This window comes from Pyxidicoccus fallax (assembly GCF_012933655.1).
GTDB lineage: Bacteria > Myxococcota > Myxococcia > Myxococcales > Myxococcaceae > Myxococcus > Myxococcus fallax.
Genome location: NZ_JABBJJ010000007.1, coordinates 59616 through 81925, shown reverse-complemented (window position 1 = coordinate 81925; position 22310 = coordinate 59616). Strand labels below are relative to the sequence as shown.

16 protein-coding genes are annotated in these 22310 nt (G+C 69.8%); 12 read left to right on the top strand and 4 right to left on the bottom strand.

The window, feature by feature from the left end; translation table 11 throughout:
* Positions 1–34: 34 nt before the first annotated feature.
* The 5 genes from HG543_RS02670 to HG543_RS02650 all read left to right on the top strand — a co-directional run bounded on the left by HG543_RS02670 (position 35) and on the right by HG543_RS02650 (position 6375).
* Complete coding sequence (locus HG543_RS02670; protein WP_169343052.1) at positions 35–1534, top strand: hypothetical protein; 1500 nt, start codon at positions 35–37, stop codon at positions 1532–1534.
* Positions 1525–3882, top strand: a complete 2358-nt coding sequence (locus HG543_RS02665; RefSeq protein WP_169343051.1) for an alpha-amylase family glycosyl hydrolase — start codon at positions 1525–1527, stop codon at positions 3880–3882. Before HG543_RS02670 ends, HG543_RS02665 begins: the two co-directional genes overlap by 10 nt.
* 31 nt (positions 3883–3913) lie before the next feature.
* On the top strand, positions 3914–4960 hold the full coding sequence (gene hemE / locus HG543_RS02660) for a uroporphyrinogen decarboxylase (RefSeq protein ID WP_169343050.1): 1047 nt from the start codon (positions 3914–3916) through the stop codon (positions 4958–4960).
* Between the two features lie 270 nt (positions 4961–5230).
* Positions 5231–5806, top strand: coding sequence for a hypothetical protein (locus HG543_RS02655; RefSeq protein WP_169343049.1), 576 nt, complete (start codon positions 5231–5233; stop codon positions 5804–5806).
* Between the two features lie 248 nt (positions 5807–6054).
* Positions 6055–6375 carry a hypothetical protein gene (locus HG543_RS02650; protein WP_169343048.1) on the top strand — a complete coding sequence of 107 codons (321 nt, stop codon included), beginning with the start codon at positions 6055–6057 and terminating at the stop codon, positions 6373–6375.
* On the opposite strand, the gene HG543_RS02645 is transcribed toward HG543_RS02650, so the two are convergent.
* Entirely contained in the window at positions 6364–9081 is a 2718-nt protein-coding gene (locus tag HG543_RS02645) for a LamG-like jellyroll fold domain-containing protein (RefSeq protein ID WP_169343047.1), read from the bottom strand. The genes HG543_RS02650 and HG543_RS02645 overlap by 12 nt on opposite strands.
* A 212-nt stretch (positions 9082–9293) precedes the next feature.
* Between HG543_RS02645 and fadI the strand changes: the two genes are divergently transcribed.
* From fadI to HG543_RS02625, 4 genes are all read left to right on the top strand, one after another.
* A complete protein-coding gene (fadI, locus tag HG543_RS02640) occupies positions 9294–10595 on the top strand; it encodes an acetyl-CoA C-acyltransferase FadI (protein WP_169343046.1) in 1302 nt (433 codons plus the stop codon).
* The gene (gene fadJ, locus HG543_RS02635) at positions 10595–12835 is read left to right on the top strand and encodes a fatty acid oxidation complex subunit alpha FadJ (protein WP_169343045.1); all 2241 of its coding nucleotides are present in this window, start codon (positions 10595–10597) and stop codon (positions 12833–12835) included. Before fadI ends, fadJ begins: the two co-directional genes overlap by 1 nt.
* 86 nt (positions 12836–12921) lie before the next feature.
* Positions 12922–14055: a mannosyltransferase family protein gene (locus HG543_RS02630; RefSeq protein ID WP_169343044.1), complete on the top strand. Its 1134-nt coding sequence runs from the start codon at positions 12922–12924 to the stop codon at positions 14053–14055.
* Positions 14052–14720 carry a class I SAM-dependent methyltransferase gene (locus HG543_RS02625; protein ID WP_169343043.1) on the top strand — a complete coding sequence of 223 codons (669 nt, stop codon included), beginning with the start codon at positions 14052–14054 and terminating at the stop codon, positions 14718–14720. Before HG543_RS02630 ends, HG543_RS02625 begins: the two co-directional genes overlap by 4 nt.
* Positions 14721–14946: 226 nt before the next feature.
* Here HG543_RS02625 and HG543_RS02620 read toward each other — a convergent pair whose 3' ends face one another.
* Positions 14947–15795 (bottom strand): ChbG/HpnK family deacetylase, encoded by an 849-nt coding sequence (locus tag HG543_RS02620; RefSeq protein ID WP_169343042.1) that lies wholly within the window; start codon positions 15793–15795, stop codon positions 14947–14949.
* 16 nt (positions 15796–15811) lie between these two features.
* Complete coding sequence (locus tag HG543_RS02615; RefSeq protein ID WP_169343041.1) at positions 15812–16603, bottom strand: glycosyltransferase; 792 nt, start codon at positions 16601–16603, stop codon at positions 15812–15814.
* 133 nt (positions 16604–16736) lie between these two features.
* On the opposite strand from HG543_RS02615, the gene HG543_RS02610 reads away from it, so the two are divergent.
* The 3 genes from HG543_RS02610 (at position 16737) to HG543_RS02600 (ending at position 20886) form a co-directional block, all read left to right on the top strand.
* Positions 16737–17684, top strand: a complete 948-nt coding sequence (locus HG543_RS02610) for a diguanylate cyclase (RefSeq protein ID WP_169343040.1) — start codon at positions 16737–16739, stop codon at positions 17682–17684.
* Positions 17685–17851: 167 nt separating this feature from the next.
* Positions 17852–19432 carry an ATP-binding protein gene (locus HG543_RS02605; RefSeq protein WP_169343039.1) on the top strand — a complete coding sequence of 527 codons (1581 nt, stop codon included), beginning with the start codon at positions 17852–17854 and terminating at the stop codon, positions 19430–19432.
* Positions 19429–20886, top strand: a complete 1458-nt coding sequence (locus HG543_RS02600; RefSeq protein ID WP_169343038.1) for a sigma 54-interacting transcriptional regulator — start codon at positions 19429–19431, stop codon at positions 20884–20886. Before HG543_RS02605 ends, HG543_RS02600 begins: the two co-directional genes overlap by 4 nt.
* Before the next feature lie 24 nt (positions 20887–20910).
* On the opposite strand, the gene HG543_RS02595 is transcribed toward HG543_RS02600, so the two are convergent.
* Positions 20911–22245: a replication-associated recombination protein A gene (locus tag HG543_RS02595; protein ID WP_169343037.1), complete on the bottom strand. Its 1335-nt coding sequence runs from the start codon at positions 22243–22245 to the stop codon at positions 20911–20913.
* Positions 22246–22310 lie beyond the last annotated feature (65 nt).

Below are 22310 nucleotides of genomic sequence, written 5' to 3'. Positions count from 1 at the left end.
AAGCCGCCGAGGTGCGCTATAAGCGGGACCCTTCATGCGAGTCCCGCACGCGCGCCTCGGCGCATTCCTGCTCCTGCTCCTCAGCCCGCTTCTGGCCCTGGCCGATGCGCCCCGAGATCGCTTCGGGGCGGCGGGTTACTTCCGCATCATGACCCGCCCGGACTTCTCGGGCGGCTCCGGTCAGCTGGGCTACTACTGGCTCTACGGCCGGCTCCTCAACGAGAGCCCCTACGGCGAGCTCAACCTGCGGCTGGACGTGCTCCAGGCCACGCCGGGCACCGACGAGGCCTGGGCGGAGGTGCACACGCGCTTCTCCGGCACCTCGTTCCGCTCGGCGGACCCGGGCAACGGCTCGTTCCTCAACTTCCGCGCGGACTACCTCTTCGTGCGCGCCGGCAACATCCTGCTGGATGGCGTGACGTGGCAGCTGGGCACGCTCGAGGACCGGTGGAACGACCTGCACATCTACGACCAGCGGCCGGGCACGCTGCTCTGGGACACGGTGGGTCTGTCCGGCACGTACCGGAGGGACCGGTGGGACGTGCTGTTCGCGGTGGGTGACAGCGGGTACACGCTGCGGCCCACGCGGTACAACACGGTGCTCACCGCCGCGGGCTCGTTCCGCTACCGGCTGATTCCGGGCCACCTGGAGGCGGGCATCCGCGCGCAGGTGGGCTACGAGCCCTCCGTGCGCGGCAACCGCAACGCGCTCTACGCGTCGCCCGGCATCAACTACGAGGACTACGTGCGGCGCGAGGTGGTGCGGCGCTACTTCGAGAACAACCCCGGCCAGGAGGACCTAGTGCCGGAGCTCAACCCGCGCAGCGCGGCGTACTTCCGCACCGTGGGCTACCTGGGCTTCGGCAACGTGGGCCCGCTCATCTGGGACAACCTCTACGTCACCTTCGAGCGCAAGCACCCGGAGCTGTCATACACGGAGAACTTCCGGGGCCGCGACTGGACCGTGTACATCGCGGACCAGACGGACGAGCGCTACGACGCGGTGCTCGGCAACGAGGCGTACCTGCGCATCATCCCGAACAAGCTGGAGGCGCTGTGGGGCCTGTGGGTGGGGTACTCGTTCAACGAGGACAACGCCATCAAGCCGGGCGAGGACGACCGGCTCGTCGCCTCCACGGTGCTGCGGCTCGAGTACTTCGTCACCGACCGCGTGCACCTGCTGGCGGAGACGAGCATCGCGCGGGAGAAGAGCAAGAACGGCAACCTGTTCCGCAACCACGTGGACTCGGTGTTCACGAACACGGACGGGGTGCCGGACGCGCGCGGGCTGGAGTACGGTGACAGCAGCACGCGCGACACGTGGCAGGGCAAGGTGGGCGTGGTGCTCAGCCCGATGGGCCGGGGCATCTACGCGCGCCCCCACCTGCGCCTGCTCTACGGCATCCAGTACTCCACGCAACACGCGGCGTTCGGCAACTCGTTCGTGGAGAGCCTGGACCAGTACAACCTGTACGTCGGCCCCGAGCGCCACTGGCACTCGGTGGTCGCCATCGAGGCCGAAGGATGGTTCTGAGACAGCGGTGGGGTGTCGTCCTCTTCCTGGCGGCGGTGGCCGCGTCGGGCTGTCTGACACGCTCGACGCCACCCGTGCAGGCGCCCAATGGCACGGTGGTGGCGGTGGCCTACGTGCGCGACGACGTGTTCAAGCGCACGGTGGAGGACGTGCCGGCCCGGGTGAAGGAGCGCGTGGCGGAGACGCTGGCGAAGCGCAACATCCAGGTGCAGGTGGTGCCGTACGAGCAGTACGCGGCGGAGTTCGCGAAGGTGTCGGACTCGCAGCGCCGCTACGCGATGCTGGCGGCCCTCGCGCCGGACGCGCCGCTGTACCTGCTGGTGGAGACGCGCGTCTCCTCCTACGGGCAGGTGGGCGGCCGCTTCTCCTGGGACGTGTACGTGCGCACGACGGCGGGGCGCGCGAAGTCCGAGCTGGAGCCCAGCAGCAACACCCAGCAATATGGCGCCGCGCTCCAGTTCGACCAGCAGCGGGAGAACGACGCGCTGATTGAAGCGTCGCAGCAGATTGCCGGTCAGGCCGCGGCCCTCTTCGACTCGTTCCTCGCCTCGCCCATGTCGGCGCCGGCCGAGGGTGGGGTGAAGGGGATGAGCGCCCCGCCGGGCATGGTGCCGATTCCGCCGCCGCCGCCGCAGTCGCAGCCGACGCAGGCCCCGCCCACGGACGGCGGCACGTCGTGGGTGCCTCCGGCGGGGGACGCCATCTACTTCGTGATGGTGGACCGTTTCGCCAACGGCGACCCGCGCAACGACGGGAAGGTGGACCTGAAGGACGCGCAGGCGTTCCACGGGGGTGATTTGCAGGGCGTCATCGACCGGCTGGACGGTTTGCGGAAACTCGGCGTGCGCACGGTGTGGCTTTCACCCGTCTTCCAGATGCGCACGGAGAAGTTCTACGGGTACGGGGCCTTTCACGGCTACTGGGTCGAGGACTTCGGGAAGGTGGAGCCGCGCTTCGGTGACGAGGCGCTGCTGACGACGCTGGCGGAGGAGCTGCGCCGCCGGGACATGCGGCTGGTGCTGGACGTGGTGCTCAACCACGTGGGCCCCGAGACGCGGCTGGTGCGCGAGAAGCCGGAGTGGTTCCACGGCCTGGGCCCCATCGACAACTGGGACAACCCGCGCGAGCTGGTGATGAAGGACGTGCACGGGCTGCCGGACCTGGCGGTGGAGAAGGAAGAGGTGTACGCGCACCTCCTGGAGCACTCGCGCCGGTGGGTGGACGCGGTGAGGCCCGCGGGGTACCGGCTGGACGCGGTGAAGCACATGCCGCTGAAGTTCTGGGCCCGCTACAACGACGACCTGCGGGCCCACGCGGGGCGCGACTTCCTGCTGCTGGGCGAGATGCTGGACGGGGACCCGGTGCTGCTGGCGCGCACCATGGAGCAGGGCCGCTTCGGAACGATGTTCGACTTCCCGCTGGCCTTCGCGATGGTGGACGTCTTCTGCAGGAACCGCGCGCCGGCGCACCTGGGCGCGGTGCTCTTCAACGACCGGCTGTACCCGGCGCCGGGCTCGCTGGTGACGATGCTGGACAACCACGACCTGCCCCGGGTGATGAGCGAGTGCGGTGGGGACGTGGAGCGGGTGAAGCGGGCGCTGGCGGTGCAGCTCACCGCGCGCGGGGTGCCGGCGCTGACGTACGGCACGGAGGAGGGGCTGACGGGGGCCAAGGAGCCCGAGAACCGCGGCGACATGCGCTTCACGCCGGACCACCCGCTGCGCGTGTGGATTTCCCGGCTGCTGGAGCTGCGCCGTGGCAGTGGGGCCCTCCAGGGTGGCGAGACGCTCGTGCTCGCCGCCCGGGAAGACCTCTTTGCCTACGCGCGGGTGGCGCCGGACGAGGCCGTCGTCATCGCCGTGAACTCCGGGAAGGCGCCCGCGGACGTGGCGCTGCCGGAGGGACTGGTGGGGGCGCGTGGCTCCGAGATGCTCACGGGGGCGGAGCTGCCCGCGGCGGCGCGCTCCGTCACCGCGCGGCCCGGGGAGGTGACGCTGCTGCGACTGAAGCCGGGCACGGCCGGTGGCTTCGGCGCGCTGGCGAAGCAGGCCGGCACGCGTTGGAAGGGGCAGGGCGAGCGGCGCACCGTGGAGCTGACGGTGGACGACCCGGCGGTGCGCCTGGTGGGCAGCGGGCCGGAGCTGGGCGGCTGGAAGCCCGAGCGCTCGCTGCGTTCGGAATCCGGCGGATTCAAGCTGTCACTGCCCGTGGGCGCCGTGTTCGAGTACAAGCTCGTGCGCGACAGCACCCCGGGGAAGTTCGACTGGGAGGGCGGCGACAACCGCCTCCTGTTCATCCCGGATGGGCGCGAGCCCCTGCGCCAGAAGCTGGCGTGGGGTCAGCGCTGAAGAGCCGTTCCTCCAGACTCGAGGGATTGACGTGAACGACCGACTCCTCCGCGCGGCGCGCCGCCAGCCCACTGACACGACGCCGGTGTGGCTGATGCGCCAGGCCGGCCGCTACCTGCCCGAGTACCGGGCCATCCGCGGCAACATCGCCTTCCTGGACCTGTGCAAGCACCCGGACCTGGCCGCCGAGGTGACGGTGCAGCCGGTGACACGCCTGGGCGTGGACGCGGCCATCATCTTCTCGGACATCCTCATCCCGGTGGAGGCGATGGGGATTGCACTGGAGCTGGGGGACAAGGGGCCGCACTTCCCCAACCCGGTGCGCACCGCCGCGGACATCGACAAGCTGGGCGTGCCGGACCCGGTGCAGGGCACGGGCTTCGTGGCCGAGGCCATCCGCCGCACGCGCAAGGCGCTGAATGACTCGGTGCCCGTCATCGGCTTCGCGGGCGCGCCCTTCACGCTGGCCGCGTACATGGTCGAGGGCGGCGGCTCGAAGAGCTACATCCTCATCAAGCGGCTGATGTTCGAGCAGCCCGAGCTGGCGCACCGGCTGTTCGGCAAGCTGACGGACACGCTCATCCCGTACCTGAAGATGCAGGTGGAGGCGGGCGCGAGCATCGTCCAGATTTTCGACTCGTGGGGCGGCGAGCTGTCGCCGTGGGACTACGAGCGCTTCTGCATTCCGTACCTCAAGCGGATGGTGTCCGAGCTGAAGGCCACGGGCGTGCCGGTCATCGTGTTCGGCGTGGGCATGTCCACGCACCTGCCGCTCCTGAAGAGCACGGGCGCGGACGTGGTGGGCCTGGACTGGACGATGCCCATGGACGAGGGCCGGCGCGTGCTGGGGCCGGACGTGGCGGTGCAGGGGAACCTGGACCCGCTGCACCTGTTCCTCCCGCGCGAGGAGCTGGACGGGCGCGTGCGCGACATCCTCCAGCGCGCCGGGCCCGTGGGGCACATCTTCAACCTGGGCCACGGAATCCTTCCGCCCACGGACCCCGAGTCCGCGAAGTTCCTCGTGGACGCCGTGCACAAGCACGGCGTGGCGCTGCGGCAGGGGACGCTGGGGAAGTAGCGCGGTGAATGGGCCCCGCGCTGCTGGCGCGGGTTGCCGTGAGTGGGCCCGCGCGGGGCCGAGGCGGAAGGGCTTCACCTTGGCGGGTGTGCCTGAGCGGGCTCGCGCGTGTTGGCGCGGGCCCGGTGCTTCAGGGCGTCCGCTCACGACCACAGACAGACGCAGCCGACGCTACGGATGTTGCGCCGCCTCCGCGGGTATTCAATCCATGTCAGACCCGCCGGGTAGGTAGGAGGTGCGCGGGCGACGTGCCTGCGACGGAGGGGCGGGATGGAGGAGACGGAGCGGCGGGCGGTGTACCTCGAACGGGTGCTCTCGCTCGACAGGGTGGGTGTCTATAGGACGTGGCAGGTTGTCCATCAGCGTGGCAATCTGATAGGGTGGCCTCCAGGAAGGGCGTTGGAGTACCTCATCCTGCGGGCCTTCCAGTTGGAGGGTGCCGACGTGACGTGGCCCTACGATGTCCGCAAGGACGGAGTCCTGCTGGAGCAGATCGACGGCGCGGTCTTCTTCGATGGGCTGGCGTGTCTGATTGAAGCCCGGGATAGGCAGGCACCGCTCGACTTCCTGAGCATCGCGCAGATGAAGATGCGGCTGCTTCGCCGTCCGCGGATGACGCTGGGTGCCATCTTCAACAACGGTACCTTCACCGAGGCCGCTCATGAGATGGCCGAGTCCCTGCCTCCTCCTGACGTGTTGCTGTGGGAACACCAGTCCATTGCACAGGCGCTGAGGCTGGGAACTCTCCGAGACGGAATGAAGCGCAAGCTGCGTTACGCCATCGAGCATGGCCTCGTGGATCGGAAAGAACCTGACGATGAGCCCGCGGAGGACAACCCGGCATGAAGGCCATCATTCTGACCAGCGAGCCATTGCAGGCGGCCATCATGGAGCGGCTGGTGAAGAGCCATCCCTCATTGAGGGACCAGGATATCCGCGCGCGGAGCCAACCCGGTGTGAACCTACCGGGCTGGATGAGGGGTCATTTCCTACGTTCGTCCGTACCCGTTGCCCTCGTCGCCAGCGCGGAGTCCGTGCACCCTGTCCGCGTCGCGGATCAATACGAACTCCGCATGTTGTACCTCCGGAGGCACGTGTCCTGGGGGAAGTACCTGGTCTTCATGGTGCCTCCGGAGGTCGAGTCGCTGCTCTTCCTGGACGAGGGCGTCGTGAAGGCCGTGATGCCGGTTCCGGTCTCCATCGAGGACCGGGTCCGGGGGCGGTACGAACCACTCAAGGTGCTGGACGAGATATTCAAGTGGGATGGAGAAGGCACCCCACCCGAGGTCCTGAGTCAGCGGCTCGCCAACGCGGACCTGTCCGCCGTGTGGAAGCACGAGCTGCTCAGGCCCCTGGAGTCGTTTCTCCTCGAGGTCTGCTTCGGGCAGCCCTCTTCCAGCCCGTCAGCTCCCTGATGCCGAGCGCGCGCGGCGGGCACGCGCCAGGTGTTCGGTCCACAGCGCCCATGCGAGCAGGACCAGCCACGTGAGCCCCAGCGCGCCCCGTCCGCCGCCCGTGCTGCCGCACCCCCAGCCGGTGACGTCCAACTCGCGCGTCTGGATGCCGAAGGCCACCTCCGTGGAGGGCCCGCTGCGGGTCTGCGTGACGCCCACGGCGTAGGCCACCACGCGGTGGCTGCCCACGGGCAGTGCCTGCTCCGCCGTCACCGCGTAGCGCCACCGGCCCTGCGCGTCCGCGGTGGTGCGGCCCAGCACCGTGCCGTTCACCAGCAGCTCCACCTCGACGCCCGGGTCCGCGGTTCCCTCCAACACCGGCGTGCGTGTGTGCAGCACCTCATTCGCGGCGGGCCGGTCGATTCGCGGCGAGCCCGGTGCCGCCGTGGCGTTCACCGTGAGGACGACCTCCACCTCGGGAGACTCCAGCGCGCCGTCGCTCACGCGGTAGCGGAAGCGGTCCGTCCCGCTGAAGCCCGGCGCGGGGATGTACTGGAACGCTCCGTCCTCTCCGAGCTGCAGCAGGCCCTCCGTCGCACCCGAGGTCAGCACCGCGCGCAGCGCGCCGCCCTCGCCGTCCACGTCATTGCCGAGCACGCCTGGCGCCGCCACCTGGAGCACTCCGATGGCCGGGATTTCGAAGACCTCCGGCGTGGCGACGGGGGCGGAGTTGGCGGCCAGCACGGTGACCTCCGTCAGACCCGGCGTGTCCCGCGAGCTGTCCGTCTCCAGGGTGACGGCGTACTGGAAGTACCGCCCGGGCCGCGCTCCAGCCTCTCCGAGCGGGCCGAGCTCCGGCGGTCGGTCATCCGAACCATGCGTGGCCTCGGAGAAGTACGTGGCCGCCGTGCCATCCGGCCCCACGAAGGGCACTCCCGCGCAGCCGGGCGCGTCGCAGGTGCGCACCTGGAGCTTCAGCCGCGTCCCCCCGCGCCGCCATATGTCGCTCACTTCCTTCGAGTTGAGCGCCCTGCGCCAGATGGCCACCTCGTCCACCGTCACCTCGGTGGGGTAGTCCAGCCGGGGGAACTGTCCGAGCAGCGGCGCCTGGTCGAAGCTGAAGTCACCCTCGTAGGTGTGCGTCTTCGACAGTGGCTCGCCATCCACGTACAGCGTCAGGGTCGCCGGCGCATGGCCGGACTTCACGCCCACCAGGTGGTGCCACTCGCCGTCATCCAGCCGCGTGGAGTGGCAGACGTACATGACGTCGCCCGTGCTGTCCCGCAGCACCCACCAGGCGCGCCCGTCCGGACACACCTGTGCTTCGCAACCGCCGCCGAGCCACACGTGGGGCTGGCCACTGGAGCCCTCCGCGCCCATCACCACCAGGTTGTTGTCCACGCAGGCCCCCAGCTTCACCCACGCCGACCAGGTGAAGTCCTCCTTGCCGAAGGCGAAGTCCGGCGTCGCGTCGCCTCCCACCGTCAGGTAGCCCGCCTGGGGAATCGCCAGCCCCTCTCCGACGCGGCCCGGCACGTACGTGGCTGGCTCCCCGTCCGGAGCGGTGAACGTGGCCGCATGACCCCGCCCGGAGGCATCCGGCACCGACTCGCGCGAGCCCAGCGTCCCCACGCCATCGGCGTGCAGCAGCAGCACGTTGCCCGCCATGGACACGTTGCCCTCGGTGTAGCCCGTCTCGGTGATTCCCTCGTCCGGCAGGCCCTTCCACGCGGGCGCGCGTGGCTTCCACCCCAGCGTGTCCCAGCGCACGCGCGGCCCTCCCGAGTCGAGGACGCGCGAGACGAACGTGGCCGGCTCGCCGCCGCCGTATGGGCCGCTCTGCCGGAGCCAGATGCGGCGGAGCTCCTCCGCCGGCAGCGCCCGCTTCCAGATGGAAGGCTCGTCGAGCGCGCCCTCGAAGTGGTTGTCCTCGTAGGTCTCGTCGCTGCCCAGCGCGGCCCGGTTCGACAGCGCGTTGCCCGTCGTCGCCGCGGAGAAGGGCATGGCCCGGGCACCCAGCAGCTTCCCATCCAGATAGAAGCTGACGCGGTTGGTGGGAGACAGCTCGAACACCGTGGCGAGCATCCGCCAGCGACCTGGAAACGGAGGGACCTGGACGTACGCGGTCAGCGGCTCCGTGTTGGCGTCGGGCGCCTCGGCCCAGGCCCGCAGCTCATCCGTTCCCCAGAGTGAGACCCCCAGCCGAGAACCTCCGGTGCCGCCCACGTCGAAGATGTGCTGGATGCCCTCGCTGCCCGCCCAAGAGCGGGGCCGTATCCACCCCATCAGCGTCACGGCATTCGCGTTGCTGGCCAGGTCCACGCCCATGCCCTCTGCCACGAGGCGCACGTGGGTGTTCCGGTCCGTCGGCATGTCCAACGCGTTGCCCAGGACGCCCGCGACGCTGCGGACGTCGCTGCCGCCGCTGCCCTCCAACAGGGGCGTCAGTCCCGGCGTCGCCGGCAGGCACTGGAGCCTGTCCCCCGGCGTGGCCGCTGTCTCGTCCAGGCGCATCCGCAGGGTGTTGCCCGTCAGGTCCGGATAGGCCGCGCGCTCGTCGGGGCTCCACTGGCGCACCTGGAGCACTCCCGGTGTCCCGAAGAGCTCGGTGTTGCCGTGGACCACGTCGGGATGGAGGAAGCTCTCGGCGGCGCGCTCCTGGAACGTCAGCCGTTCCTGGGCCCGGGCGCCCGCCGGCAGGGTGCTCAGCCACAGGCTACAGAACACGGCCAGGGCCGCTGCACGCGTCCTACGCCGACAGGGGAGGGTGTCGGGTCTCATGGGGGACACCCATCCTCGTCCCTCGTCCTCCAACCGGGCAAGCCAGGGGGGGCTGGGCGTTCCGCCCACCGGTTGACTCTTGAATCAATGGACGATTGACGCGGCGCATTGTGGCCCGTTAGATGCCCCCCATTGACGCAGCAGGAGGTGAGGGACACATGGCAAGCGAGAAGCGCAACGGCCGCCCGAGGGTGGCCATCGTCCGCGGCTTGCGGACTCCCTTCGTGAAGGCGGGCTCCGTCTTCTCGGGGCTCACCGCGCTGGACCTCGGACGCATGGTGGTCCAGGAGCTGGTGCAGCGGACGGACCTCGACCCGAACGCCATCGACCAGGTGGTCTTCGGTCAGGTCATCCCCACGCTGACGGCCCCGTCCATTGCCCGCGAGGTGGTCATCGCCGCGGGGTTGCCGCGTAAAATCGAGGCCTTCACGGTGGCGCGCGCCTGCGCCACCTCCATCCAGGCCATGACGACGGCGGCCAACGCCATCGCCGTGGGCGAGGCGGAGGTCATCATCGCGGGCGGCACCGAGTGCATGTCCGACGCCCCCATCTTCACCAGCCGCCCGCTGGCGCAGGCCCTGGTGGCGGCGTCCAAGGGGCGCTCGCTGCCGGAGAAGCTCAAGCCCTTCCAGAAGCTCAAGGCCAAGGACCTGATTCCGGTGCCCCCCGCCATCGCCGAGTACTCCACCGGCCTGACGATGGGCGAGAGCGCGGAGAAGATGGCCAAGGAGAACGGCATCTCCCGCGAGGAGCAGGACCGCATCGCCTACAACTCGCACCACAATGCCGCGCGCGCGTGGAAGGAGGGCCTGTTCGACAACGAGGTGATGCACGTCGCCGTGCCGCCCAGGTACGAGCAGACCGCCACCAAGGACAACATCGTCCGCGACGACACCAGCGTGGAGGCCCTGGGCCAGCTCAAGCCGGTGTTCGACCGGAAGTACGGCACGATTACCGCCGGCAACGCCTCGCCGCTCACCGACGGCGCCGCGGCGCTGCTGCTGATGAGCGAGGAGCGCGCGAAGGCGCTGGGCTATGAGCCGCTGGGCTACCTGCGCGCGCACGCCTACGCCGCGACGGACCCGGGCGATCAGCTCCTCCAGGGCCCCGCGTACGCGGTGCCCACCGCGCTGAAGCGGGCGGGCATGACGCTGGCGGACATCGACCTCTTCGAGATGCACGAGGCCTTCGCCGCGCAGGTGGCGAGCAACATCCAGGCGCTGGCGTCCAAGGAGTTCGCGAAGAAGGCCGGCTGGAGCGCGCCGGTGGGCGAGGTGGACCGCGAGCGGCTGAACGTGACGGGTGGCTCCATCGCCATCGGTCATCCGTTCGGCGCCACGGGGGCGCGCCTCGTCACCCAGGCCCTCAACGAGCTGAAGCGTCGGAACAAGAACACGGTGCTGTGCACCGTCTGCGCCGCCGGTGGCCTCGGGGCCGCGGTGGTCCTGGAGCGTGCGTGATGGCCATCAAGGTTGACGAGCTCGAGGTGCGGCAGGGCTTCACCTACCAGGTGGAGGACGGGGTCGCCGTCATCACGTACGACCTGCCGGACTCGCCGGTGAACACGCTGTCTCCGGAGACGGGCGAGGTCTTCTCCCGCCTGATGACGCGCGCGGAGCAGCAAGCGGACGTGAAGGCCGTGGTCTTCATCTCCGGCAAGAAGGACAACTTCGTCGCCGGGGCGAAGATTGATTTCCTCCAGACCATCAAGACGGCGGAGGAGGCCACCGCCATCAGCCGCAATGGCCAGGAGGGCTTCGACCGGCTGGACGCCTTCCCCAAGCCCGTCGTCGCGGCCATCCACGGCTCGTGCCTGGGCGGCGGCCTGGAGTGGGCGCTGGCGTGTGACTACCGCATCGCCACCGACAGCCCCAAGACGTCGCTGGGCCTGCCCGAGGTGCAGCTCGGCCTGATTCCGGGCGCTGGCGGCACCCAGCGGCTGCCCGCGCTCATCGGCGTGCAGGCGGCGCTGGACCTCATCCTCACCGGCAAGAGCCTCAAGCCCGCCAAGGCGAAGAAGCTCGGCGTGGTGGACGAGGTGGTGCCGGTGCCGCTCTTGCGCAAGCTGGCGATTCAGCGCGCGAAGGAGCTGGCCGAGGGCACGCTGAAGGTGGAGCGCACGCGCGGCCAGGGCCTCAAGTCGGTGGTCGAGGGCGGCAAGAAGAAGGGCCTCGCGGGCTTCTTCCAGGGCCTGGCCAACAAGGAGCTGTGGGCCGAGGTGGCGCTGGAGGACAACCCGCTGGGCCGCAAGCTCGTCTTCGACGAGGCGCGCAAGCAGCTCCTGAAGAAGACGCGCGGCCGCTACCCGGCGCCGGAGCGGGCGCTGCAGGTGGTGCGCGTGGGCCTGGAGTCCGGGCACAAGGCGGGCCAGGAGGCCGAGGCGAGGGCCTTCGGCGAGCTGGTGGTGTCCGATGTCTCCAAGCGGCTGGTGGAGATGTTCTTCGCGACGACGGCGCTGAAGAAGGAGAACGGCACCTCCAACCCGAGCGTGAAGCCGCGCGACGTGAAGAAGGTGGCGGTGCTGGGCGGCGGGCTCATGGGCGGCGGCATCGCCTACGTGGCCAGCGTGCTCCAGGGCGTGCCCGTGCGCGTGAAGGACAAGGACGACGACGGCGTGCGCCGCGCGCTGAAGCAGGTGCAGTCCATCCTGGATGAGCGCACGAAGAAGCGCTCGCTGACGCCCCGCGAGGCGGCGGCGAAGATGGCGCTCGTCACGGCGGGCACGGACTACAGCGGCTTCAAGTCGGCGGACCTCGTCATCGAGGCGGTGTTCGAGGACCTGAAGCTCAAGCACCGCATCATCGCCGAGGTGGAGGCCGTCACCGGCGAGCACTGCATCTTCGCGTCCAACACGTCCAGCATCCCCATCACGGAGCTGGCCAAGGGCAGCCGGCGGCCGTCGCAGGTCATCGGGATGCACTACTTCAGCCCGGTGAACAAGATGCCGCTGCTGGAGATCATCACCCACCCGGGCACCGCCGAGTGGGTGACGGCCACCTGCGTGGAGGTGGGGCGCAAGCAGGGCAAGACGGTCATCGTCGTCAACGACGGGCCGGGCTTCTACACCTCGCGCATCCTCGCGCCGTACATGAACGAGGCGGCGTACCTCCTGGCCGAGGGCGCGGACATCGCCGAGCTGGACAAGGCGCTGGTGGACTTCGGCTTCCCGGTGGGCCCCATCACCCTCCTGGACGAGGTGGGCATCGACGTGGCGCAGAAGGTGGGCCCCATCATGGAGGCCGCCTTCGGCAAGCGCATGGCGGCGCCCAAGGCGCTGGAGGGCGTCGTCACCGACGGCCGCCTGGGCCGCAAGACGCAGAAGGGCTTCTACCTGTACGAGAACGGCAAGAAGAAGGAGGTGGACCCCACCGTCTACAACTTCCTGCCGCACGGCAAGGACCGGAAGTCGTTCGACCGCCAGGAGATGGCCGAGCGGCTGGTGCTGCAGATGGTGAACGAGGCCGTGCGCTGCATGGGCGAGGGCATCCTCCGCAGCCCGCGTGACGGCGACGTGGGCGCCATCTTCGGCCTGGGCTTCCCGCCGTTCCTCGGCGGCCCGTTCCGCTACGTGGACAGCCGCGGCCCCGCGGACGTGCTGCGCAAGCTGGAGCACTACCACGACAAGCTCGGCGAGCGCTTCACGCCCGCGCCGCACCTGGTGGAGATGGTGAAGGCGGGCAAGACGTTCTACCCGCGCTGAGCCACCCCCCGGGCCCGGGAGTTCCGCGTCACGCGCGGCTCCCGGGCTTGACCGGGGCGCGGTTCTGGACAAAGCCTGCCGGCCGAATGGCCCGCTCCGCGCCCCGCGTCATCTCCTTCGTCACCCTGGTCGCCGTCGTCCTGTGCAGCGCCGCCGCCGCGGCCGGGGCCTGGCGCTACTTCCACAAGAATCCGCAGAACCCCGTCGTCCGGTGGGACGAGTACGTCACCATGGGGTGGGTGGCGTGGGATTCCAGCTGGTACATGCGGATTGCCCAGGAGGGCTACCAGTTCATCCCCGGGCAGCAGAGCTCGGTGGCCTTCTTCCCGCTCTACCCGCTGCTCATCCGCGCGGTGGAGACGCTCGGGCCCAACGTGTACCAGGCCGGCGTCCTCATCACCCTGCTGTGCGGCCCGCTGGCGCTGGTGATGTTCACGCTGTGGGCCCGCCGCCTCACCGACAATGACACCGCGCTGAAGGCCGGGCTGCTGATGGCCTGCTACCCGTTCACCTTCTACTTCTACGGGGCCATGTACTCGGACGCGCTGTTCGTCCTCCTGGTGGTGACCGCGTTCCTGCTGCTGGAGCGGGGGCTGCTGTTGCCCGCGGTGCTGGTGGCGGCGGTGGCCACGGCGGCGCGGCCGGTGGCGCCCGCGGTGGTGGTGGGCCTGCTGGTGCGCCGGCTGGAGTGGAAGCGCGAGCGGGGCGAGAAGTGGACCGTCGTGGACTTCCTCCCCGTGTTCGCCGGGCTGGGCTTCGGCTGCTACATGCTCTTCCTCTGGCACAAGTTCGGAGACCCGCTCGCCTTCGTGAAGGTGCAGGGCGCGGCGGGCTGGGACCAGAACCCCGGCTGGCGCACGTGGCTGAAGGTGAGCTGGTTCGAGCGCGTCCTCCTGAATCCCACGGACAAGCGCGAGGCGTTCCGCCTGGCCGCGCACGCGTTCTTCACGCTGCTGGCCCTGGCCCTGGTGTGGCCCACGCGGAAGCTGCTGGGGTGGGGCTACGCGGCCTATCTGCTGGTGATGGTGGGCCTGCCCGCGTGGTCCACGAAGGACTTCATGGGCATGGGGCGCTATCTGCTGTCCGCGTTCCCCGTCTTCCTCACCGCCGCGCTGCTGTTGCGGCAGCGGCCCCTCGTATGGCGGGCGTCGGTGGCCGTGGGCGCTGTCTCGGTCATCGTCCTCTCGTGGGCCTTTGGCGCGGACTACTACATCTCATGAGCGCGCTCCTTCAGCAGACCCTCGCGCTGTACGCGAAGCTTCCCCCGGCCGAGCGCTTCCATGTCCACGCTCGGGCGTCTTCCGCGCCGCTGCTAGCCGTGGCTGCGCGCGCGCCGAGCGGCACGGTGGCGGACATCGGCTGCGGGCATGGGCTCATGTCCGCGCTGCTGGCCCTGGCCGACCCGCGCCGCACGGTGCACGGCGTGGACCCGGACCCTCGCAAGGTGGCGTGGGCAAGGCAGGCGCTCTCGGGGCTGAGCAATGTGCGGCTCGCGGAGGGCACCGTGGAGGAGACGCTCGCCAAGGAGGCTGCGGGAGCCTTCGACGCGGCGGTGGTGTGCGACGTGCTGTACCTGCTGCCCGAGGCGAAGTGGCCCGCGTTCCTTCGCACCGTGCACGGACTGCTCAAGCCCGGTGGACGCTTCCTGTTGAAGGAGGTGGAGGGCGATGGCTCCTGGAAGCACCGCAAGGCGCTGGCGCAGGAGTGGGTGATGGTGTCGCTGCTCGGCCGCACGCAGGCGAGTGGGGGCATGGCCCTCAAGCCGCGCGGGGAGATGACGCGACTGCTCGCGGACGCGGGCTTCTCCGTGAGCGAGGTGGCGGACCTGGGCCGGGGCTACACCACGCCTCACGTGCTCTACGTCGCGGAGGCGAAGAGACCGTAGGGGAGGGGAGCCCGTTGCACGGTGTGGAGCGGCCTCGGTACGTGCACCGCTGGCACCCTTTCCGCTACGGAGGCGAAGCGCCCGTCAGCTCGGAGGCTTCTCCAGCCCGCGCAGGACGGGCTCCAGCACAGGCACTGGCATCCGTCTAGCGACACCACCAGAGCCCGGCTTCGATGGGCGATGCCGAGACGGTGGCCCCAGCGCCGCGGCCCCGCTCACTGCCGCCCTACGCCGCCGAGGCGAGGCTGCCGTACGTGTGCAGCTCGATGCCGCGCTCGCGCAGCCGCGCCTTCACCCTCGGGCTCGTGAGCGCGTCCAGCTCCGCCTGCCAGCCGTAGGTCCACACGGGGTCCTCCGGCACGTGCGGCGTTCCCTCACCCGGGTGACACCCCAGCTCGAAGTCCCCGGCCGGCAGCGTGTCCAGCGCGTCCAGCAGAGCCGCCTCGTCCAGCCGGCCCGCCTCGAACACGCCGCCCGCGCTCACCCTCCGCACGCCCGGCGAGCGCCACGGCGGAACCCGCGCCAGCGCCGCCAGCACCGTCGCCTTCACCGCCGGCCCGGGCGCCTTCAGCCACTTCACCCGGGGCAGCGCATCCGGCCACCGCAAGGGCAACCCCTCGCGCGCGGCCAGCGCCTCCACCACCGGACGCACGCCCGGCAACAGGTGCAGGTGCTGGTGCCCGTCCAGGTGGTCCACCTCCACGCCCAGCTCGCGCGCCCGCTTCAGCTGCGACGCCAGCTCCACCTCCACCTCCTCGCGCCGCACCGCCCCGGACAGCCACGCCTTCGCGAACTCCGCCCAGTTCCCCCGCAGCCGCCCGCCCGGCGCCACCGAGGGCACGCTGCCCGCCGGCGCCGCCGAGGGCAGCCGTGTCGAGAGCGCCAGATGCAGCCCCACCGCCAGCCCCTGCGCCCGGGCGCGCGCGGCGGCCTCGGGCGCCGTGGGGCCCATGGCCAGCAGGGTGGCGCTGGTGACGATGCCTTCGCGATGCGCCCGGAGGATGCCCGCGTCCAGGGCCGGGTGCAGCCCCAGGTCATCCGCGTTCACCACCAGGCGCGTGACGGTGCGCGCCACGCCAGTCCCCATCTCCTCAGCCCCGCGCCGCCCGCCCCGGGGGCACCGAGTGCAGCTGCTGCACCGACGGAGGCAGTCGCACCGGGTGCACCGGCGGCGACGGCGTGCGCGTCTCCGGGTACAGCTTCACCAGCTCCTTCACCATCTTCACGATGACCGACGGCGAGGCCAGCGTGGAGATGCCACGCGTGCGCGGGAAGTAGTCCACGCCCATCTGGAACACCCGGAAGCCCTTGCGGATGGCCTTCACCACCAGCTCGGCATCGATGAACGAGCCCTGGCTGTGCAGCTCCATCGACTCCAGCACCCGGCGGTGCATCACCTTGAAGCTGAAGTTGACGTCCTTGATCTGGATGTCGAACAGCGCCCGGATGAGCAGGTTGTAGACGAACGAGTAGACGATGCGCTTGGGGCCTTCACTGGTGCGGTCGAACCGGAAGGCGCAAATCATGTCCGCCTCCAGGTACTCCAGCAGGTGAAGCGCCCGCTCCAGCTCCCGCATGTCCCAGGGCAGGTCCACGTCCGAATAGACGACAATGTCCTTCGTCGACGCCGCCAGGCCCGTGCGCATCGCCCCGCCCAGCTTCAGATTCACGGGGTGATGAATGACCCGCAGCTGCGGCACCTTTTGCGCGAGCGCCTCGCAGATTTCGCGCGTCCGGTCCGTGGAAGCGTCGTTGACGATGATGATTTCGAAGTCGTCGGTCAGCCTGGGCAGGACATCCAGCGCCCGGCTCACCGCGCGCTCGACGTAGTCCTCCTCGTTCCAGGCGGGGAAGAAGAGGCTGATGCTGGGATACTTGCCCACGGAAGACCTCGGCGGCGAAGCGTGCAGGAGTAAACGCGCCTCGGTAGCAGAGCTCCCGGAACCAATCAACGATTGGGGTCGCACCCCGGCCTACTGGTGTGCTACCGTATAAGCAAATATTTGCGGGGACATTGTGAACTCCAGGCCCTACACCCTGCTCGTCGTGGATGACTCGCAACTGACGCTGCCGAGGCTGGCCCGCGCCCTGGGCCCGGAGGACTTCGCCCTCCGGGTGACGCCCCATGGCCCGGAGGTGCCCCGGCTGGCCCGGGAGGTGGCCCTGGTGGTGCTCTGCCCGGGCGAGGACGCCTCTGGGACGTGGGCGCTGCTCGACCGCCTGCTTCCCACCGACACCCAGCCCGGCCCCCCGGTGCTCCTGCTGGCGCCTCCGGAACCCCGGAACACCTGGCTGGAGGCCCTGCGCCGCGGCGCCGAGGTCCTTCTGGACCCATGGAGCCCGGACGAGCTGGCCGCCCGGGTACGACGAAGTCTCACCGTGCAGGCCCGGATGGAGGCCCTGGCCACCCAGGTGGGCGAGCTGCAGAAGCTGTCCTCCACGGACGGCCTCACCGGGGTCCACAACCACCGGCACTTCCAGGAGCGGCTGCGAGACGAGTTCCGCCGGGCCCAGCGCTATGACGACGCGCTGTCCCTCATCCTCCTGGACCTGGACCACTTCAAGCAGGTGAATGACCAGCACGGCCACGCGGCCGGGGACGGCGTGCTGCGCGAGGTGGCGGGGGCGCTCCAGCGCGGCGTGCGCGAGACGGACCTCGTGGCCCGCTATGGGGGAGAGGAGTTCGCTGTACTCCTTCCTCGCACCCACCTGGCCGGCGCCCTCACCGTCGCCGAGCGCGTGCGCCGCGAGTTGCGCGACCTGCGCCTGGGCTCCGAGGGCGGCCTGCGCGTGACGGCCTCCTTCGGCCTGTCCAGCTTCCCCCATAGGTCTGTTTTGACCCCTGAACAGCTCCTGCTCACCGCCGACGAGGCCCTCTACCGGGCCAAGCACGACGGAAGAGACCGCATCAACCTCCACTCCCAGGTGCCGGCCTTCCCGCCTCCCTCCTCGTCGGGCGGCTGACCCGGGTCAAAGACCCTGGGGTGATATTGACCCGTTTGGTGGGGGAGGGTCTATGCTGACTCACGGCTTCTTGGGTCACGAGAGAGTTAACTCTCGTGATTCCAGGAGTTTGGCTCGCAACGGCCTTTGGCAGGGCCATTGCAATTGTCGTGAGGCAGAAAGAATCCATGGGTCCCCAAGCCGCACAGCTTCAGTCGCAGGACACCGCCCCCCGCGGGCGCCTGCTGTTGGTGGACGACGAGGAGAACATCCTCAAGTCCATCCGCCGGGTGCTGCGCCGGGGCGACTGGGAGATTGAGACGGCGACGGACGCCGAGCAGGGGCTGCGCACGCTGGAGCGCTTCCACCCCGAGGTCGTCATCTCCGACTTCCGCATGCCGGGGATGAACGGGGTGGAGTTCCTCACCCACGTCAAGCAGCAGGAGCCGCGCGCCCAGCGCATCATGCTGACGGGTCAGGCGGACCAGCAGGCGATTGAGGAGGCCATCAACCGCTCCGAAATCTTCCGCTTCATCTCCAAGCCGTGGAACGACAGCCACCTCGTCCTGACGGTGAAGAGCGCCTTCGAGCAGTACGCGCTCCAGACGGAGAATGACCGGCTGTACCGCGTGACGCAGGAGCAGAACGCGGAATTGAAGCTGCTCAACGCGGACCTGGAGGAGCGCGTCGCGCAGCGCACGCGGATGCTCAGCCAGGCCAAGCGCGAGTGGGAGCTGTCCTTCGACTGCATGGAGACGCCGCTGTGCGTGGTGCGCGCGCGCGACTTCGCCGTGCGCCGCGCCAACCTCGCGTATGCGCGCGTGGCCGGCCGCTCCATTGAAGAGATTCCCTCCGACACCGCCTGCTACCGCTACCTCTTCGGCCGCAACGAGCCGTGCACGGGCTGCCCGCTGCCGGCGGCGGTGGAGAGCGGCAAGGGCGCGCGCGGCGAGGTGCAGCAGTCTGGCCGCACCTACGTCGTGTCCGCCTACCCCATGGCGGGGGACGACCGGGTGGTGTGCACGTACCGGGACGTCACCGAGGAGCAGTCGATTACGCGCCGCCTCATCGAGACGGAGAAGATGGCGGCGGTGGGCCAGCTCGCCGGCGGCGTGGCGCACGAAATCAACAACCCGCTGGGCGGCATCCTCGCCTTCGCGCAGCTGATGTCGCGCGACGCGGGCCGCAGCGGCTCGGACCTCGAGTCGCTCAAGCTGATTGAAGAGAGCGCGCTGCGCTGCAAGCGGATTGTGGAGAGCCTCCTGAAGTTCAGCCGCCACAGCCGCGTGGAGGACCGGCGCCTCTTCGATTTGTCCAAGTGCGTGGAGGACGCGGCGGTGCTGTTCCGCGCGCAGCTCAAGTCCACGCCGAAGGTGGAGCTGACGCTGGGGCTGATGGACGGCCTGCCGAAGGTGTACGGCGACCCCGGCCAGCTGGCGCAGGTGGTGCTCAACCTGCTGCAGAACGGCCTCCAGGCGCTGCCGACGCCGGAAGGAAAGCTGACGCTGGTGACGGGCCGCGAGGGCGACCGCTGCTACTTCGCCGTGGCCGACACCGGCACGGGCATCGAGGAGCGCCACCTGCCGCGCATCTTCGAGCCTTCCTTCACGACCAAGGCCCCCGGTGAAGGCACCGGGCTGGGCCTGTCCATCGCCTACCGAATCGTCCAGGACCACGGGGGCAGTTTCCACGTGGATACCGAGGTCGGCTCCGGCTCCCGTTTCACCGTCTTCCTGCCCATTCCCCTGCAGCTCGAGAGGTTGCCGTGAATCCAGTCAAGCGCGCCAAAGTCCTCGTCGTGGATGATGACTCCGTCGTCCTCAAGGCCGTGACGCAGATTCTCCAGCGCGAGGGCCACCCCGTGGTGGCCATTGACGACGCGGTGGAGGGCCTGACGGCGGCGAAGGACCCGTCCATCGACGTGGTCGTCCTGGACATCAAGATGCCCAACCTGTCCGGCATGGACCTGCTGCGCGGCATCAAGGCCGAGCGCCCGGACGTGGAGGTCATCATGATGACGGCCTTCGCCACCGTGGAGACGGCGGTGGAGGCGGTGAAGGCGGGCGCGTACGACTACCTCACCAAGCCCTTCGAGAACATCGACGAAGTGAGCATGACGGTGGCCAAGGCCGCCGAGCGCAAGGCGCTGAAGGACCGCACCCGCGCGCTGGAGGAGGCGCTCACCGCGCGCAGCCAGTTCGAGGACCTCATCGGCCAGTCGAACCAGATGCGCTCCGTCTTCAAGCTGGTGGAGACGGTGAGCCACTCCACGGCCACCGTGCTCATCCAGGGTGAGAGCGGCACGGGCAAGGAGCTGGTGGCGCGCGCCATCCACTACCGCAGCTCGCGCAAGGACAAGCCCTTCGTGGCCGTCAACTGCTCGGCGCTGACGGAGACGCTGCTGGAGAGCGAGCTGTTCGGCCACGTGAAGGGCAGCTTCACCGGCGCCACCGGCAACAAGAAGGGCCTCTTCGAGGCGGCCGACGGCGGCACCATCTTCCTGGACGAGATTGGCGACGTGCCTCCCGCCACCCAGGTGCGCCTGCTGCGCGTGCTGCAGGAGGGTGAGGTGAAGCGCGTGGGCGCCAACGACCCCGTCAAGGTGGACGTGCGCGTCATCGCCGCCACCCACGTGGACCTGTCCCGCGCGAAGGAGCAGGGCAAGTTCCGCGAGGACCTCTTCTACCGCCTCAACGTCATCACCATCGACCTGCCGCCCCTGCGCGACCGCCCCGAGGACGTGCCGCTGCTGGCGCACCACTTCCTCAAGCTGTACGCGTCCAAGGCGGACAAGAAGGTGACGGGCATCTCCCCGCGCGCCATGGAGGCCCTGACCTGCAACCGCTGGACGGGCAACGTGCGCGAGCTGGAGAACGTCATCGAGCGCGCGGTGGTGCTGACGTCCAACGACATCATCGACGTGGAGGACCTGCCCCCTGGCTTCCAGGCCGCGCCGCAGTCCGACTCGACGGTGGAGGTGTTCAGCCTGGCGCACCTGCCGTACGCCCAGGCCAAGCGCCTGGCGATGCGCGCCTTCGAGCGCCGCTACCTGTCCGCGCTGCTGGAGAAGAACAACCAGAACGTCTCCAGCGCGGCGCGCGCCGCGGGCGTGGACCGCTCCAACTTCCGCCGCCTGCTGAAGCAGTACGAGGTGGCCGGCCGCTCCATGAAGCCGCGGCAGCTGAAGGAGGACGAGGGCGACGCCATGGAGGCGGCGTCCTGACGAGGTAGTCCCGGAGGAGGGCCTTCAGCCCTCCTCGCCCGGCTCGCGGGTGCTCCGCTCCGCGAGCTGGCGTTGGATGGCCTCGTAGCGGTCCGCCAGCTCCGCCTCCTCGCCGTTCCGGGTGGGGGTGTAGAAGCGGCGGGCCTTGAGGGCCTCCGGCAGGTAGTCCTCGGGGACGTAGTTGCCCTCGAAGTTGTGGGGGTACTTGTAGCCGCCCCCGTACCCCAGTGACTTCATCAGCTTCGTGGGCGCGTTGCGCAGGTGCAGGGGCACCGGCAGCGCGCCTTCCTTCGTCACGGCCTCGCGCGCGGCCATGTACGCGGTAATCACCGTGTTCGCCTTGGGCGCCAGCGCGAGGTAGGTGACGGCCTGGGTCATGGGCAGGGTGCCCTCGGGCAGGCCCATGAGCTGGAAGGCCTGCAGCGCGCTCACCGCCACCTGGAGCGCGCGCGGGTCCGCGTTGCCGATGTCCTCGGACGCGAAGATGACCATGCGCCGGAGGATGAAGAGCGGGTCCTCGCCGGCCTCCAGCATCCGCACCATCCAGTACACGGCGGCGTCCACGTCGCTGCCGCGCATGGATTTGATGAAGGCGCTGATGACGTTGTAGTGCTCCTCGCCGCCCTTGTCGTAGAGGAGCATCTTCTGCTGCAGGGCCTCTTCCGCGGACGCGCGGTCCACCTTCGCGCCGCCGTGGGCCGCGGCCACCTCCAGCGCGGTGAGGGCCTTGCGCGCGTCGCCCCCGGCCGTGCTGGCGAGGAAGGCCAGGGCCTCGTCGTCCACCACCACGCGGCCGCCCAGCCCACGCTCGTCCGCCACCGCGCGGCGCAGGAGGGCCAGCAATTCGTCCTCCTCCAGGCCGCGCAGGGTGACGACGCGGCAGCGGGAGAGGAGGGCGGCGTTGACCTCGAAGGAGGGGTTCTCCGTGGTGGCGCCGATGAGCGTCACGGTGCCCTGCTCCACGTGGGGCAGGAGCGCGTCCTGCTGGGCCTTGTTGAAGCGGTGGATTTCGTCCACGAAGAGGAAGGTGCGCTTTCGGTGCAGCTTCCAGCGGTCCTGCGCGCGGGCCACCGTCTCGCGCAGGTCCTTCACGCCGGAGAGGACGGCGGAGACGGACTCGAAGGCGGCGCCGGTGGAGCGGGCGACAATCTGCGCCAGCGTCGTCTTGCCGGTACCCGGGGGGCCCCAGAGGATGAGGCTGGGGACCTGGTCGCTCTCGATGGCCCGGCGCAGGAAGCGGCCCTCGCCGGTGACGTGCTCCTGGCCCACGAACTCGGAGAGCGAGCGGGGGCGCATGCGGTCGGCCAGGGGTGCCTGGCTGGCCTGCTCCTTCTGGCCGGCATGTTCGAAGAGGTCCATGACAGCCAAAGGTAGCGCCCGGGGGCCGGACGTGCCGGGGCCTCTGTCGGCGGGCGGGCACCTCG

What these genes read in the sequence shown, in the direction of transcription:
- HG543_RS02655 (WP_169343049.1), top strand. Translation starts at nt 5,231, where the DNA reads ATGGAGGAGACGGAGCGGCGGGCGGTGTACCTCGAACGGGTGCTCTCG.
- HG543_RS02665 (WP_169343051.1), top strand. Translation starts at nt 1,525, where the DNA reads ATGGTTCTGAGACAGCGGTGGGGTGTCGTCCTCTTCCTGGCGGCGGTG.
- HG543_RS02625 (WP_169343043.1), top strand. Translation starts at nt 14,052, where the DNA reads ATGAGCGCGCTCCTTCAGCAGACCCTCGCGCTGTACGCGAAGCTTCCC.
- HG543_RS02670 (WP_169343052.1), top strand. Translation starts at nt 35, where the DNA reads ATGCGAGTCCCGCACGCGCGCCTCGGCGCATTCCTGCTCCTGCTCCTC.
- HG543_RS02595 (WP_169343037.1), bottom strand. Translation starts at nt 22,245, where the DNA reads ATGGACCTCTTCGAACATGCCGGCCAGAAGGAGCAGGCCAGCCAGGCA.
- fadI (WP_169343046.1), top strand. Translation starts at nt 9,294, where the DNA reads ATGGCAAGCGAGAAGCGCAACGGCCGCCCGAGGGTGGCCATCGTCCGC.
- HG543_RS02605 (WP_169343039.1), top strand. Translation starts at nt 17,852, where the DNA reads ATGGGTCCCCAAGCCGCACAGCTTCAGTCGCAGGACACCGCCCCCCGC.
- HG543_RS02630 (WP_169343044.1), top strand. Translation starts at nt 12,922, where the DNA reads ATGGCCCGCTCCGCGCCCCGCGTCATCTCCTTCGTCACCCTGGTCGCC.
- fadJ (WP_169343045.1), top strand. Translation starts at nt 10,595, where the DNA reads ATGGCCATCAAGGTTGACGAGCTCGAGGTGCGGCAGGGCTTCACCTAC.